The following is a 15,064-nucleotide window of genomic DNA, read 5'->3' as shown; positions in this document are numbered from 1 at the left end:
ACACGCGCTTGCATGTCTTGCATGCACAGACAATTCGTTGCATGACTGTTGCACTGCCGCGCGCGCGGCCGATTTAGACTTTTCCCCATCACACCGGCCCGCCCCTCCCGGCGGGCTCCGGGGGAGCGACGCGCGGCGACATCCGCGCAGCATGCCCGCTCCCTCGACGTTGCCCTGGCGCGACTCCCCCATCGAACGAGAACAAGGAGAAAGACTATGGCCACGAACGCCTCCAGCGGCGAGCCGCAACAGAACGCCCCGCTCAAGCGGGTGATGGGCCCCAAGCTGCTGCTGCTTTTCATCGTCGGCGACATCCTGGGCACGGGCGTCTACGCCCTGACCGGACAGGTCGCCAAGGAAGTCGGCGGCGCGGCCTGGCTGCCGTTCCTGGTGGCCTTCGGCGTGGCGCTGCTGACCGCGCTGTCGTACCTGGAACTGGTCACCAAGTACCCGAAAGCCGCGGGCGCCGCGCTTTACGTGCACAAGGCGTTCGGCGTGCATTTCCTGACCTTCATCGTCTGCTTCACCGTGATGTGCTCGGGCCTGACCTCGGCCGCGACGGCGTCGCAGGCTTTCGCGGCCAACCTGTTCGCGGCCTTCGGCATCGAGGCCAGCAAGACCTGGATCACCATGGGCGCGCTGGGCTTCATGGCGCTGGTGATGCTGGTGAACCTGCGCGGCGCGTCTGAAAGCGTGCGCGCCAATGTGGTCCTGACGCTGATCGAGCTGTCGGGCCTGCTGATGGTCATTCTGCTAGGCTTCTACGCCATGTCGGAAGGCCAGGCCGATTTCTCGCGCGTCATCGCTTTCGACACACCGGAAGACAAGGGCGTATTCCTGGCCGTCACCTCGGCCACGGCGCTGGCATTCTTCGCCATGGTCGGCTTCGAGGACTCCGTCAACATGGCCGAGGAAACGCACAATCCCAGCCGCATCTTCCCCAAGGTGATGCTGACCGGATTGGGCCTGACGGCAGTGATCTACGTACTGGTGTCGATCTGCGCGGTGGCGCTGGTGCCGGTGGGCGAACTGGCCAGCAGCAGCACGCCGCTGGTGCTGGTGGTCAAGCGCGCCGCGCCCGGCCTGCCGGTGGAATACATCATGCCGGTGATCTCGATGTTCGCCGTGGCCAACTCGGCCCTGATCAACATGATGATGGCCAGCCGCCTGCTGTACGGCATGTCGCGCCAGGGCGTGCTGCCGGCATTCCTGGCGCACGTGCATCGCCGCAACCAGACCCCGTGGACGGCCATCCTGTTCACCACCGCGCTGGCCTTCGGCCTGATCATCCTGGTGGCGCTGGCCGATTCCGAGGCCATCCGCGCCCTGGGCGGCACCACGGCGCTGCTGCTATTGGGCGTGTTCGCCTTCGTCAACGTGGCGGTGCTGGTGCTGCGCCGCGACCAGGTCAAGCACGAGCATTTCCGCATCAACCGCATCGTGCCGTGGCTGGGCGCGGCGGCCTGCCTGTTCCTGGTCACGCCGCTGACCGGGCGCGACCTGATCCAGTACCAGGTGGCGGGCTGGCTGCTGTTGCTGGGCGTGGCGATGTGGGGCGTGACCTACCTGGCGCGCAGCCGCGAGGACAAGATGCGGCTGGATCCGTCGGCGCTGGAATGAACCGTTGCGCCCGGCCCCGCCGCTCGCGGGGTCGGGCGGCCAGCGTTTCGGAAGCCGAGCGGCAGGCCCGCAACGAAAAACTTCAACCGCCTTGGGCCAGGCCCTCGCGGCGCGGATCGACACCGCCCTGCAAGCCTTCGGCATCGATCACGATGCCGTGGATACCGCTGGGGAACTCGGTGATCTTCACCGGATGCCCCATGCGTTCGAGGGCCGGCGCCAGCGCTTCCAGCGCGGTGCCCTTCTCCAGCTCGGTCTCCTTGTTGCGGCTGCCCAGGTTCGGCAGGGCCGCCGCGGCCTGGATGTCGAGTTTCCAGTCCAGCACCGCCACGATGGTCTTGGCGACGTAGTTGATGATGGCGCTGCCGCCCGGCGATCCCACCAGCAGGTAGGGCTTGCCGTCGCGCAGCACGATCATCGGCGCCATGGCGCTGCGCGGGCGCTTGCCGGGTTCGACGCGGTTGGCCACCAGCCGCCCTTCGGGATCCTTGAACGACGACGAAAAATCCGTCATCTCGTTGTTCAGCAGGAAGCCGCGCACGAAGATCTTGCTGCCGAATTCGTTCTCGATGGTGGTGGTCATCGACAACGCATTGCCGTCCGCGTCCACCGCCACCAGATGACTGGTGGAGGGTTGCTCCAGGGCGTTGTCCCGGCCCAGCGACAGCAGCTTGCCTTCGGGGTCGCCGGGCAGCGCGACCTTCATGCTGCGGTCGGGCCGGATCAGCGCGCCGCGCGCGCGCAGGTACGCCGGATCCAGCATCGCGCGCACCGGCACACGGACGAAATCCGGGTCGGCCACGTAGAAGTCGCGGTCGGCAAACGCCAGCCGGCCGGCCTCGGCGAAATAATGCACCGCCTCGACGCTGCCGGGCGCGAAATCGCCGATCGGATATTGCTCCAGTTCGCCCAGCATCTGCAGCACCGCGATCGGGCCGCTGCTGGGCGGCCCCATGCCGCACAGCTCGTAGCCGCGATAGGCGCCGCAGACCGGCTCGCGCTGCCGCGCCTGATAGCCCGCCAGGTCGGCCAGCGCCAGGTCGCCCGGCTTGGGATGCGCATGCACCGCGGCCACGATGTCGCGGGCGATATCGCCCTGGTAGAAGGCGTCCGCGCCGCCCTGCGCCACGGCCCGCAGCGTGGCGGCGAAGGCGGGATTCTTCAGCACGTGGCCAACCGGCCAGGCGCTGCCGTCCGGCGCATAGAAATAGGCCGCGGCGGCCGGTTGGCGCGGCAATTCCTTGTTGCCCGCCAGCAGTTTGTGCAGGCGCGGAGACACCGCGAAGCCCTGCTCGGCCAGCCGGATGGCGGGCTGGAACAGGTCGGCCCACGGCAGCTTGCCCTGGCGCTTGTGCGCCATCTCCAGGCCGCGCAGCAGGCCCGGCACGCCCACGGCCATGCCGTTGTTGACCGCCTGCGCGAACGGCAGCGGCTTGCCCTCGGCATCCAGGAAGCGATCGGGCCGCGCCGCCGCCGGCGCGGTCTCGCGGCTGTCGTAAGTGACGATGGCGCGGTCCTTGGCCGAATACACCACCATGAAGGCGCCGCCGCCGATGCCGGAGGATTGCGGCTCGACCAGGTTCAGCACCAACTGCGTGGCGATGGCGGCATCCACCACGCTGCCGCCGCGCTTGAGCATTTCATCGCCGGCCGCAGTCGCCAGCGGATTGGCCGACACCATCATGAAGTGCGCTGCGCGCACCAGCGTGCGCGCCTGGCTGCCGCTGGCGGCTTCCGGATTCAGGTCCTCGGCCGCGGTCGGCGTACGCGCCCAGGCCGAGGGCGCCACGGCCAGGACGGCGGCGATCAGGAAAGCGGCGGGGGAACGGCACACACGCATGGGACGGGCTCCAGGATGACGCCGGACGCCCGGCTTGGATGTCCATGATAGACAAGACCCGCGCCGCTGTCGCACGCGCGCCGCCGCGCCGTAGAATGCGGGATTGCGCCGATATCCCCCGTTGCTCCATGCGCCTGCGCCACATCGAGATCTTCGAAGCCATCCGCCGCACCGGCTCCCTGACCCAGGCCGCCGCGGCGCTGCACATCACCCAGCCCGCCGCCAGCAAGCTGCTGGCGAGCGCCGAGTCGCAGTTGGGCTTCAAGCTGTTCGAACGCGTCAAGGGCCGCCTGGTGGCCACGCGCGAGGCCGACATCCTGACGCCCGAAGTGGCGCGCCTGAACCAGGACCTGGACAGCGTGCGCCGGCTGGCCGCCAGCCTGCGCGACCGGCCCCATGCGCACCTGCGGCTGGGCTGCGCCCCGGCGCTGGGCCTGGGCCTGCTGCCCGGCGTGGTGCGCGACAGCCGCGATGCGCAACCCGGCCTGACCTTCGATATCCACACCTATCACAGCAGCGAGCTGGTGCGCGGCATGCTGACACGCGAGCTGGACCTGGCGGTGACCTTCGACACCGGCGAGACGCCGGGCCTGACGCGCACCGAACTGGGCCAGACCGAACTGGTCCACCTGGGCCGCGGCCCCGGCGGCGGCCCGCTGGCGCTGGCCGACATCGCCGGCGACAGCCTGATCCTGCTGGACGCCAGCGACGCCGCCGGCGCGTTGCTGCGGATGGCCCTGGACGCGCAGGGCGTGGACCCGCCCGCCGCGATCCGCGTGCAGACTCACTACGTCGCCTGCGCGCTGGCGCAGGCCGGCGCCGGTGATGCCATCGTCGACGCCATCACCGCCCAGGCGATGCTGCGGCCCGACATGCGCCTGCGGCGCCTGTCACCCACGCTGGGCGTGCCGATCAGTGTGCTGACGCGCAGCCAGGACCCGCTGACGGCGGTGCATCGCGACCTGATCGATCGATTGCGCGCGGCCTGCGAAGCAAGCCAGGCGGCGCTGGAACGCTGACCGCGCCGGCGCGGGTCCCTCGCGCCACAAAGCAAGAGGCGCCCCGCGGGGCGCCTCTTGCTCAGGCCGGTGGCGGACGGCCGGCAAAAAAGCCGCGCCGTTGCCCCATCAATCCAGCTTGATGTTCTGCTTCTTCACGACGTCCTTCGCCCAGTCGTACTGTTCCTTGATTTCCTTGGCGAACTCTTCCGGGGTGTTGCCCGACGGGGCCGAGCCCTGGTCGTCCAGCGCCTTGATCACCTTGGGGTCCTTCAGGGCCACGACGGCGGCGTCACGCAGCTTGTTGACGACGTCCATCGGGGTGCCCTTGGGCGCCAGCAGGCCGTACCAGACCGGCTGATTCAGCACCGGGAAGCCGGCTTCCTTGAAGTTGGGCACGCCCTTGAGCGAGGCGATGTTGTCGGGCCAGGCGATGGCCATGGCGTTCAGCTTGCCCGCCTGGATCTGCGGCATCGAGGACGGCAGGTTGTCGAAGATGATTTCGATCTGGCCGCCGACGGCGTCAGCCACGGCCGGGCCCGACCCCTTGTAGGGCACGTGCACGATGTCGGTGCCGGTGGCCATCTTGAACGATTCGCCCATCAGGTGCAGCACGCCGCAGGTGCCCGAGCTGCCGTACGAGTACTTGCCGGGGTTCTTCTTCAGTTCTTCGACGAAGCCCTTGAAGTCCTTGGCCGGGAACTTCGGGTTCACGGCGACCACGTTGGCGGTGTTGGCGAAGTTGGTGACGGCCTGGAAGTCCTTGATCGGATCGTAGGGCAGGTCATTGGGGCGGCACGCCGGGTTGACGGCCATCGTCGAGACGGTGGCGATCGACAGCGTGTAGCCGTCCGGCGCGGCGCGCGCGGCTTCGGCCGCGCCGATGGCGCCGCCGGCGCCGCCCTTGTTCTCGACGACCATCGGCTGGCCCAGTTCCTGGCTCATGCGCTGCGTCACGAGGCGCGCGATGATGTCGGTGGAGCCGCCGGGCGCGAACGGGACGATGACGCGAATCGGCTTGTTGGGGTAGTTGTCGGCGGCATGCGCGGCCGAAGCGCCGATCGTGCCGGCGGCCAACGCGACAGCGATAGCCAGGGAGCGAACTTTATTCATGTGTGTGTTTCCTCCTAATGTGCGAGCCCGCATGTGAACGGACCGTTTTGTGGCGCGCCCGTCTGTAGACGAGTCAGCAGTTAACGGTGGGGGCGCATCGCTTGGTATGCAGGGCAGAAAGCCGTGCTGTTTTGAGTTGCTTGTGGCACACGCGCCCGCCAGAATGACGGAGAATAGCAGCAAATGCTTACGATCGCATAGCGAGCCGATCCCCGGCCGACGCGCTCGAAAAACACATTATCGACATGTCGGTCGCACTGCTGGTTTTCCCTGATTTCATGCTGGTCGCGCTGGGTTGGGCGTTGCGGCACAAACTCAATTTCTCGCGCGAATTCTTCGCTGGCGCCGAGCGCCTCGTGTACTTCGTGCTGTTCCCCGCCCTGCTGTTCCAATCCATCCTGCGCACGCCGATCAGCGCGGGCAATGCCGCAATACTGTTGCAGGCGACGGCGGCGGTGCTCCTCTCTGGCGTGGCGCTGTCGTGGCTGGCGGGCCTCGTCCTCAAGCCCTCCTCGCTCGGCCTGGCATCTTCGGCGCAATGCGGCTTCCGCTTCAACACGTATATCGGACTGGCCCTATCGGCCAGCCTGGGCGGCACGCCCGGACAGACCGTGATGGCGCTGATCATCGGCTTCGCGGTGCCGATGGCCAACGTGGCGGCGGTGTACGGGTTGGCGCGCCACAACGGCGGCAACCTGCTGCGCGAGCTGGCGCGCAATCCGCTGGTGGTGTCGACCCTGGCGGGGCTGGCGTGCAATCTCGCGGGGCTGCATCTGCCGGGGCCGGTGGACACGGTGCTGGCGCGGCTGGGCGCGGCGGCGATCGCGCTGGGGATCCTGTGCGTGGGCGCCAGCCTGGCGTGGGAAGGGGGCAAGGGCTATGGCGGGTTGATCGCGTGGATGCTGGCGGTGAAGCTGGTGGCGTTGCCGCTGGTGGCGCTGGGCGTGGCCAGGTTGCTGGGGCTGGCGCCGCTGGAGGCGCGGATGCTGTTGTTGTTCGCGGCGTTGCCGACGGCTTCGGCGGCTTATGTGCTGGCGATGCGGATGGGGGGAGATGGGCGGATGGTGGCTGTGCTCATTTCCCTGGGGACGTTGTTTTCTGCTGTGACGATTCCTGCCTGGGTGTTGTTGGTGGGGAGCGCTTAGGGGCTTTCTTGGTTGCGCGGCTCGGGGGTTTTTGCGGCGGTTGCTTTCTTCGTAGGTCGCCCCTCGTGGCGGCGTTGGGCCGTGTGAGCGCCCACGATTGCGGTCCGGAGCGTTCGCTCCGGACTGCCCCGTCGTCATCCTCGTCTTCGCCTTCGGCGACTCCTCTCAAGAAACTCCACTTAAGTCATTGATACCTCATTGGTTTCTCCTGAGGCGGTTAACGGCACCAAGCTGTAGCCCATGGTCTCTGCACGTTTTGTCAGGTGATGCAGGACGCGTTGGCGGTGGCGTTCTTCGTAGTACAGCTCACCTTGGTCGACGTATTCGGACCCTTTGGTCAGTAGGGTGTAAATCAGTCGAGCCAGTTTGTGCGCGGCTGCGGTGATGGCGCGCCGCTTGTCCAGGCGAGCGCACAGCCTTCGGTAGTAGGCGCCTAAAGCGGACTGGCTGTGACGTAGCGCCATTGCCGCCAGACGCAGGGCCTGTGCGGCGCGGTTGGGTGAGCGTTTGGTGGCGCCGTTCAGAACCTTGCCTCCGGAGATGCGTGTGCCCGGGCACAAGCCTAACCACGAAGCGAAGTGCTTGGCCGAAGGGAAGCGGTTCATGTCCGGACCGACCTCGGCCAGGACGGTAAAGGCAGTCATCTCGTCGATGCCGTTGATGCGGGTCAGGTCCACGCCGCACATGGCAAATAGATGCGTGCGCAGATCGAAGGCCATGGCCTTTTTGGGCCAGCGGCGCTGCGACTTGCCCGGATCGCCGTCATGGCGGTGCAGTTTGTGCAGTTCGGCTTGGATGTGCTGATCGCAATCGTTGAGCAGTTGTTGATAGGTGTCGTACAGGGCCAGCGCTTGCCGCAGCGCGAACAAGTGCTCGTGACGCCAGTTGCCTTGCAGCGCGGCAGCGATATCGTCCTCGCTGGCCTTGACCTGGCGCTTCTTCAGGCGGGCCAGTGCATGCGGGTCGCGCTCGCCACCGACGATGGCGCGGATGATGGCCTGACCGGTGACCCCGACCACGTCCGACAGCACTTGCGTGAGCTGAATGTTCATCTGGGCAAGTGCCTTCTGCATGTGCTGCACGTGGCGCACCTGCGAGGCAAGCAGCATCTCGCGCTGGCGCGAGAACTCGCGCAAGACGCAAATCTCGTCAGAGGGACGGAAGGCGCCGGCCAACAGGCCATAGCTCATGAGCTGTTGCAGCCACTGGCAGTCCAGGACATCGGACTTGCGGCCCGAGACGTTCTTCACGTGACGGGCGTTGACCAGGTAAACGGTGAAACCCTGGCTATCGAGCAGCTCATAAAGCGGGATCCAGTAAACGCCGGTGGACTCCATGGCCACGGCGGTAACGCCGCAGTCCTTGAGCCATTGCGCTAGGCGATACAAATCGGCCGTAAAGCTCTTGAACTCGCGGACAGGTTGGTCGTCGCGGTCATGAGGCACGGCAACGAAGTGGCTGGCCGACCCGATGTCGATGCCCGCGGCATCGGGATGGGCCAGGCTTAGGGTTGCATCGGACTTGCGAGGTGACATGGCTTGCTCCATCATCGCTAACGGAATGCCGCCAGGCATGGGTACGTCGTTGTACTCACTCTCTCAAACGGGATGCACGCGCTAAGCGTGTGCTCGCCAATGTCGGTGACGTCACCCGGGGCCATGCTTCAGTACGGGCGTGGGCAAACACGCACCATTGGAAGGTCGGTCTTTACCTGAGCGGCATTCCACCTTGCCACAGGTGCAGCCACGAAGACAGTTTCTTCGTCACGGGCGTCGTGAATGACGACTATTGGGCTTCGGATTCCCTCGGGCGCATCGAGGTTGCTCACACGGCCCAACGCCGCCACGAGGGGCTACGGGGGTTGAGAAATGTCGCGCTGCTGGGCCGAGGGACAGGGAAGGGGGTGCGTTGCCCGCCAGGGCCGGCCGCGCGGGCGGCCGGACCTGGCATACGTGGTTGTGGGTGTCGGGGCGGTGTGCGCTGCGCGTTTGCGCGGACGGCGCACAATGGCAGCGATGACAGCGCGCGCAGTGCGTCGTGATGAGAGATTGGGGCGACGCAGAGGGGCCACATCCTCCTGTAGGTGGCGAGGTAGTCGGTCAGTGGCGGGGTGCGGCCGCGCCATCAAGCGCGGCGCGCAAAAAAAAGCCGCCCCAACTGGGGCGGCTTTTTTTTGCGGCGGGATTACTTGCCGGCGTTGGTCATGCTGCCGGGGACGACCCATTCGGCGAATTGGGCTTCGGTGACGTAGCCCAGGGCCAGGGCCGATTCCTTCAGCGACAGGCCTTCCTTGTGCGCCTTCTTGGCGATCTGGGCGGCCTTGTCGTAGCCGATGTGGGGGTTCAGGGCGGTGACCAGCATCAGCGAGCGGTCGACCAGTTCGGCGATGCGTTCGCGGTTGGGTTGGATACCGGCGGCGCAGTGCTTGTCGAAGCTGGCCATGCCGTCGGTCAGGAGGCGCACGGACTGCAGGAAGTTGTGGATCACCAGGGGCTTGTAGACGTTCAGCTCGAAGTTGCCGCTGGCGCCGCCGATGTTGATGGCGACGTCGTTGCCCATGACCTGGGCGGCCAGCATGGTGATGGCTTCGCACTGGGTCGGGTTGACCTTGCCCGGCATGATGGAGCTGCCGGGTTCGTTTTCGGGGATGCTGATTTCGCCCAGGCCGGAGCGCGGGCCGCTGGACAGCCAGCGCACGTCGTTGGCGATCTTCATGAGGCCGGCGGCGAGCGACTTGAGGGCGCCGTGGGCGAACAGCAGGGCTTCGTGCGAGGCCAGGGCCTGGAACTTGTTGGGCGCGGAGACGAAGGCGGTTTCGGTGGCGTGGGCCAGTTCGGCCGAGACCTTGGCGGAAAACTGCGGGTGCGCGTTCAGGCCGGTGCCGACGGCGGTGCCGCCGATGGCCAACTGGTGCAGGCCCGGCAGCGTGGCGCGGATCTGCTGTTCGGCCAGGTCGAGCTGGGCGACATAGCCGGACAGTTCCTGGCCCAGTGTCAGCGGGGTGGCGTCCTGCAGGTGGGTGCGGCCGATCTTTACGATGTCGTAGAACTCGGCGCTCTTGGCGGCGAAGGTGGCGCGCAGGGTCTTCAGCGCCGGCAGCAGGTGGTGCTCGACCTGGACGGCGGCGGCCACGTGCATGGCGGTGGGGAAGGTATCGTTGGACGACTGGCCGCGGTTGACGTGGTCGTTGGGGTGCACCTTGCGTTCTTCGCCGCGCACGCCGCCCAGCAGTTCCGAGGCGCGGTTGGCCAGCACCTCGTTCATGTTCATGTTGCTCTGCGTGCCCGAGCCGGTCTGCCACACGGACAGCGGGAATTCGTTGGGCCACTTGCCCGCGATGACTTCATCGGCGGCGCGGATGATGCCGTCGGCGATCTTGGGATCGAGTTCGCCCAGGTCGGCGTTGACCTTGGCGGCCGCGCGCTTCAGGCGCGCCATCGCAATGACCAGCGGCTCGGGCATCTTTTCGGTGGAGATCGCGAAAAAATGCAGCGAACGCTGCGTCTGCGCGCCCCAGAGGTGATCCTCGGGGACTTCGATGGGGCCAAAAGTGTCTTTTTCGATGCGGGTCTTCATGGCGCTTACTGCTCCGTGGCGGCGTCCGTCACGGCCGGCGGAACCCGCCTGGCCGGACGTATTTGAGAATAGCAATCACTTATAAGATTAGCAGAAACCCGAATTCCTATAATTGCGTTCGAACCGTGTTCCCATCCTGACCTTTTACCACTCGCCCCGCGACCCGCGCCATGTCCGCTCCCCTTCGCAGCCTGACCCTGCACCTGCCCGACGAAGCCGCCACAGAGGCGCTGGCGCGACAGCTCGCCCCGCTTGTCTCCGGCCGCGAAACCGGGCTGGCAGGCGCATGTATCCATCTTCAGGGAGACCTGGGGGCAGGAAAAACGGCCTTCTCCAGGGCATTGTTGCGGGAATGCGGCATCACAGGCCGAATCAAGAGTCCCAGCTACGCGCTGCTTGAATCCTATAAAGTTTCTAACTTATACTTCTATCACCTTGATTTTTATAGATTTAGTGATTCGCGCGAATGGCTGGACGCCGGATTCCGGGATTTGCTGCGTGAGGATGCGGTCGTTTTGATTGAATGGCCGGAACGGGCCGAGGGCCTTTTGCCCCCTCCCGACCTGCAGATTTCCCTGTCGTACGCCGGCCAAGGACGCGATGTCACGCTGACCGCGCACACCGCTCGAGGACAAACATGGTTGAACGCGATTGTCCCCCCGCCCGACACGGCGCCCTCCCTGCGGCAGGCGCCACCCGACGTCGCCTGATCAGCGTCGCCGCCACCCTGCTCGTCCTGCCGGTGGTGCCGCGGCTGGCGCAGGCCGCCACCATCCTGGCCGTGCGCACCTGGCCGGCCGACGAATACACCCGCGTCACGCTGGAGCTGGACAGCGAGCTCAAGGCTGAACAGTTCACTCTGGAAAATCCCCACCGCCTGGTGGTCGATATCGAGGGACTGACCCTGAGCGCAGCGCTCAACGACCTGGTGTCCAAGGTCCGCCCCGACGATCCCTACATCCAGAGCCTGCGCGTGGCGCAGAACCGGCCCAACGTGGTGCGGCTGGTGTTCGACCTGAAGCAGGCCGTGGCGCCCCAGGTTTTCACGCTCAAGCCGGTGGCGGACTACCAGTACCGCCTGGTGCTCGACCTGTATCCCAAGATCGCGCAGGACCCGCTGGTCGCCATCCTGAACAAGAGCGGTCCCGACGCCGACGATCCACTGGCGCGCATCCTCGAGGACATCCAGCGCAATCCGGCCACCCGCGCCGACCCGCCCGAACCGCCGCGCGTGCGCGGCCAGCAGCCGGCCGCGCCGCTGCCGGTGCCGAAGTCGCCGCCCGCCTCTGCCGGCCGTGGCAAGCAACGCATGCTGACCATCGCGCTGGATCCCGGCCACGGCGGCGAGGACCCGGGCGCCATCGGCGGCAGCGGCCTGCGCGAGAAAGACGTGGTGCTGCGCATCGCCCGGCGCCTGAAGGCGCTGATCGACGCCCAGCCCTACATGCGCGCCTACCTCACGCGCGACGACGACTTCTTCGTGCCGCTGCACGTGCGCGTACAGAAGGCGCGCCGGGTGCACGCCGACTTGTTCGTGTCGATCCACGCCGACGCCTGGATCAAGCCCTCGGCCAACGGTTCCTCGGTGTTCGCGCTGTCGCAGCGCGGCGCCACCAGCGCCCAGGCGCGCTGGATGGCCGACAAGGAAAACGCGGCCGACCTGATCGGCGGCGTCAACCTGGGCAGCCATGACCGCCAGGTGGCCAAGGTGCTGCTGGACCTGTCCACCACCGCACAGATCAATGACTCGCTCAAGGTCGGCAACGCCTTCCTGGACGAGATCAAGAAGATCAACCGGTTGCACAAGAACAGCGTCGAGCAGGCCGGCTTCGCCGTGTTGAAGGCGCCGGACATCCCGTCGGTGCTGGTCGAAACCGCCTTCATCAGCAACCCGCAGGAAGAGGCGCTGCTCAAGACCACGGCGCACCAGGAGAAACTGGCGCAGGCCATGTTGACGGGCATCCAGCGCTACTTCACCGCCAACCCGCCGCTGGCGCGGCTCGGCGACGTCAGCTAAGACCATGCCGGATACGAATTGGGCCATGCCTGCGCATGGCCCTTTTCTTTTGCGGCGCGCCGTCGTTGCCTTCGGACGATCTGGCTGCGGCTTGAATACGGTGCGGCTATCAACAGCGTCGGGTTACACCATCCTATATGCCGGCAAGTACGAGACTTGTCGCCGGAGTTTCAGACGGATCCATACAGATACCGGAAAGCGACCCCGGTAGATTAGCGGCCATCTTTTGGAAAGATCCATGGCCGTCCGCCTGCTATCCGCTCCGCCTTGCGTTCCAGCGCAATCCTGTATTCATCATGCAGGGATTCTGGAACATGAAACGCACGAAAATATCGCTGGCGGCAGCCCTCCTGTTGTCCACAAGCTCTTATGGCCAGACCGTCCCGAACGAGGCCACGCCCGGCGAGGCCAGGCACGACGCTCGTGATGGGCTGAAGATTTTTTCGCCGATCACTGTTAGCGCAACCATCAGGCCGGAAGATGTCACCACGCAATCCATTTCCGCCGATGAGCTGAAAAGGACGGGTGGCAACAACTTTGGCACCATCATGCGCTACCAACCGCTGATCAGCGCATCGGGCGTGAACAGCGGGTCCCGCAACGGCAAATCGGGTTTTGACCGTGGCGGTTACAGCAGCTACAACATTCGCGGCCTGGACGGCAACCGGGTGGCGCTGGATGTCAATGGCATCCCCTTGCCGGACGCCACCGGGCGCAGTTACGCGGTCTCCAGCGGTGAAGACACTTTTGGCATTGGCCGCGATTACATCGATCCCTATCTGTACGGCCAGGTGAACATCGCTTCCGGATCGCGCCAGAACACGGTCAAGAACGTGGTCGGCGGCTCTGTGTCATTCGTCAGCAAATCACCGGACGCCTATCTCACGGACGGTAAACGCAGCTACCTGGAATACACCGGCGAGTTCGACACCTCCGATCATGGCTGGCACAACGGCGTGACCACCGCGTTCGGCAATGACAGCGCCAGGGCATTGTTCGCCTACAGCCGACGTGATGGCAGGCAGACGCGGAACAACAGCGGCTATCTGGATACTTATCCGATGCGCTGGCATTCCGACGCCGCGCTGATCAACGGCGTGATCGACACCGGCGGCAGCGGCCGGATCATAGGCACCCTGGATTTCTATCGCAAGTCCAGCCGCGAAAGCGCGCCCATGTATAAAAAGCTGAACAGCCGCGCCCCCCACGAAAGCGTTGTCGGCGCAAGCAGGCAACGGAATTCCACGCAACGCGACTCGATCAGCCTGGCGCACGTTTTCACGCCGCGAAACAATGCGCTGATGGATACGATGGAAAGCAAGGTCTTCTATCAGCAAACGCGCGTTGGCGATGACACCGTTTCAGCGCAGGACATCGTCACCTCATCCAGGTCGTGGTCGACCGGAATGGAGACGGAGAACCCCTTGGAGAATGTTTCGACTTTCTCCAACATGAACACCAAGACTTATGGCCTGCAAAGCGAAATCACCAAGGACTATGGCGCCCAGGCATTGAATTACGGCGTGAATTTCTCGATAACGGATTTTTCCCGGCCGTTTGACCAAGTCGGCGCGGACTATCCCACCTTGCAGCCGCAGGGCAACAACAGAACCTATGACACGAATGTATGGCTGAGCGACACCATCACCATCGGCGCGTTTTCGGTGATGCCGGGACTGAAATACTCGCGGCACAAAATCAACCCGCAGGGCTTTGAGGCCCCGTCCGACGACAACGCGCTGGGCGCATTGACGCTGGCGGAAATCAACGAGATACATGGCAAGACGTTTACGGACGGGAAGCTATTGCCTTCGTTGACCGTCATGTATGCGTTCAAACAGGGGTTCAATACCTACCTGCAGTACAAACGCGGAGTCTCCTACCCCACCAGCAGCCAGATAGCGGGAATCTGGCTGCACCCCAGGATTGGGCGCGCCTCGCCCGCCATGGTGGGCAATTCCGACCTCAAGTCCGAAACCAGCAACCAGTTTGAATTAGGGGTGGTTGGCAAGGCAGCCCGTGGCCTTACGGTGCGCGGCAATGTCTTCTACAACAGCTACGACAATTTCATCTATAACCGGAAATACGCCTTGAGGGACTACCAGACAGGCGCGCCGAAACCGGGCGTGCAAAGCCTGCTGGCCAGGCTTCCGGCGTCGATCTCCAGCCTCACCATCGCGGAGAACCGCGACAAGGCATACATCTATGGCGCAGAGGTCGTCACCCGGATCGATTATGGCGCGCTGTTCGGCGCCGCTCATGGACTGAGCAGCACTTTTGCCGTGGGATACAACCAGGGCAAATCGAAATCATCGTATTCGGGTGATGGCTGGGTGGAGCTGGACAGCGTGTTGCCTGTCAAGGCCATTGCATCATTGGCCTGGGATGACCCCCAAAACCGCTACGGCGCGAGCCTTACCGCCACCTTCGTCAAGGGCAAGCAAGCCGTCGACCCTGTCCGCCAGAATTTCCCGAACAATGGCAGCCTCTCATTCGAGGAATATTCCGAAAAATACGAAAAGAACTACCTGCGCGTACCCGGATACAGCATTTTCGATCTGACGGCCTACTACAACGTGAAGAAACACCTGACAGTGGCGATGGGAGTCTACAACCTCACCAACCGCAGATACTGGGAATACGCCAGCAATAGAAAAATGACGACGACCTCGGAGCAGGATCTGCGTGATATCGCCTTGGGCACCGCGCCTGGCAGGACCTACCAGCTAAGCGTCACCGCGATGTTCTGATTCCG

The 15,064-nt window shown here is 65.0% G+C and carries 10 protein-coding genes; 6 read left to right on the top strand and 4 right to left on the bottom strand.

Annotation, left to right across the window (positions count from 1 at the left end):
* Window positions 1–216: 216 nt before the first annotated feature.
* Window positions 217–1,620, top strand: a complete 1,404-nt coding sequence (locus ACUDCK_RS04500) for an APC family permease (RefSeq protein WP_175168327.1) — start codon at window positions 217–219, stop codon at window positions 1,618–1,620.
* 82 nt (window positions 1,621–1,702) lie between these two features.
* Here ACUDCK_RS04500 and ggt read toward each other — a convergent pair whose 3' ends face one another.
* A complete protein-coding gene (gene ggt / locus ACUDCK_RS04495) occupies window positions 1,703–3,460 on the bottom strand; it encodes a gamma-glutamyltransferase (protein WP_175168326.1) in 1,758 nt (585 codons plus the stop codon).
* A 128-nt stretch (window positions 3,461–3,588) separates the two neighbouring features.
* Between ggt and ACUDCK_RS04490 the strand changes: the two genes are divergently transcribed.
* Window positions 3,589–4,479, top strand: a complete 891-nt coding sequence (locus tag ACUDCK_RS04490) for a LysR family transcriptional regulator (protein ID WP_116792988.1) — start codon at window positions 3,589–3,591, stop codon at window positions 4,477–4,479.
* A gap of 108 nt (window positions 4,480–4,587) precedes the next feature.
* Here the strand turns inward: ACUDCK_RS04490 and ACUDCK_RS04485 are convergent, their stop codons facing one another.
* On the bottom strand, window positions 4,588–5,571 hold the full coding sequence (locus tag ACUDCK_RS04485; RefSeq protein ID WP_054501829.1) for a tripartite tricarboxylate transporter substrate binding protein BugE: 984 nt from the start codon (window positions 5,569–5,571) through the stop codon (window positions 4,588–4,590).
* Window positions 5,572–5,816: 245 nt separating this feature from the next.
* Here ACUDCK_RS04485 and ACUDCK_RS04480 point away from each other — a divergent pair, with 245 nt between their 5' ends.
* Window positions 5,817–6,716 (top strand): AEC family transporter, encoded by a 900-nt coding sequence (locus ACUDCK_RS04480; RefSeq protein ID WP_155755459.1) that lies wholly within the window; start codon window positions 5,817–5,819, stop codon window positions 6,714–6,716.
* 179 nt (window positions 6,717–6,895) lie between these two features.
* Here ACUDCK_RS04480 and ACUDCK_RS04475 read toward each other — a convergent pair whose 3' ends face one another.
* Both ACUDCK_RS04475 and fumC read right to left on the bottom strand, forming a co-directional pair.
* On the bottom strand, window positions 6,896–8,251 hold the full coding sequence (locus ACUDCK_RS04475) for an IS110 family transposase (RefSeq protein WP_049073553.1): 1,356 nt from the start codon (window positions 8,249–8,251) through the stop codon (window positions 6,896–6,898).
* 649 nt (window positions 8,252–8,900) lie between these two features.
* A complete protein-coding gene (fumC, locus tag ACUDCK_RS04470) occupies window positions 8,901–10,292 on the bottom strand; it encodes a class II fumarate hydratase (RefSeq protein WP_054501831.1) in 1,392 nt (463 codons plus the stop codon).
* 170 nt (window positions 10,293–10,462) lie between these two features.
* Here fumC and tsaE point away from each other — a divergent pair, with 170 nt between their 5' ends.
* The 3 genes from tsaE (at window position 10,463) to ACUDCK_RS04455 (ending at window position 15,059) form a co-directional block, all read left to right on the top strand.
* Complete coding sequence (gene tsaE, locus ACUDCK_RS04465) at window positions 10,463–11,002, top strand: tRNA (adenosine(37)-N6)-threonylcarbamoyltransferase complex ATPase subunit type 1 TsaE (RefSeq protein ID WP_081273397.1); 540 nt, start codon at window positions 10,463–10,465, stop codon at window positions 11,000–11,002.
* A complete protein-coding gene (locus tag ACUDCK_RS04460; RefSeq protein WP_175168182.1) occupies window positions 10,930–12,309 on the top strand; it encodes an N-acetylmuramoyl-L-alanine amidase in 1,380 nt (459 codons plus the stop codon). The genes tsaE and ACUDCK_RS04460 overlap by 73 nt, the downstream gene beginning before the upstream one ends.
* Window positions 12,310–12,623: 314 nt before the next feature.
* The gene (locus ACUDCK_RS04455) at window positions 12,624–15,059 is read left to right on the top strand and encodes a TonB-dependent receptor domain-containing protein (RefSeq protein WP_244976960.1); all 2,436 of its coding nucleotides are present in this window, start codon (window positions 12,624–12,626) and stop codon (window positions 15,057–15,059) included.
* Window positions 15,060–15,064: the final 5 nt, after the last annotated feature.

The sequence above is a fragment of the Achromobacter sp. CF-sbj1-Ac2-l genome (assembly GCF_052698165.1).
Note: the sequence above shows the minus strand (reverse complement) of the source record. Positions and strands in the feature narration are given on the sequence as shown.

Bases quoted from the DNA above. Each gene is read 5' to 3' on its own strand.
- ACUDCK_RS04500 (WP_175168327.1), top strand. From the start codon at position 217: ATGGCCACGAACGCCTCCAGCGGCGAGCCGCAACAGAACGCCCCGCTC.
- ggt (WP_175168326.1), bottom strand. From the start codon at position 3,460: ATGCGTGTGTGCCGTTCCCCCGCCGCTTTCCTGATCGCCGCCGTCCTG.
- ACUDCK_RS04490 (WP_116792988.1), top strand. From the start codon at position 3,589: ATGCGCCTGCGCCACATCGAGATCTTCGAAGCCATCCGCCGCACCGGC.
- ACUDCK_RS04485 (WP_054501829.1), bottom strand. From the start codon at position 5,571: ATGAATAAAGTTCGCTCCCTGGCTATCGCTGTCGCGTTGGCCGCCGGC.
- ACUDCK_RS04480 (WP_155755459.1), top strand. From the start codon at position 5,817: ATGTCGGTCGCACTGCTGGTTTTCCCTGATTTCATGCTGGTCGCGCTG.
- ACUDCK_RS04475 (WP_049073553.1), bottom strand. From the start codon at position 8,251: ATGTCACCTCGCAAGTCCGATGCAACCCTAAGCCTGGCCCATCCCGAT.
- fumC (WP_054501831.1), bottom strand. From the start codon at position 10,292: ATGAAGACCCGCATCGAAAAAGACACTTTTGGCCCCATCGAAGTCCCC.
- tsaE (WP_081273397.1), top strand. From the start codon at position 10,463: ATGTCCGCTCCCCTTCGCAGCCTGACCCTGCACCTGCCCGACGAAGCC.
- ACUDCK_RS04460 (WP_175168182.1), top strand. From the start codon at position 10,930: ATGGTTGAACGCGATTGTCCCCCCGCCCGACACGGCGCCCTCCCTGCG.
- ACUDCK_RS04455 (WP_244976960.1), top strand. From the start codon at position 12,624: ATGAAACGCACGAAAATATCGCTGGCGGCAGCCCTCCTGTTGTCCACA.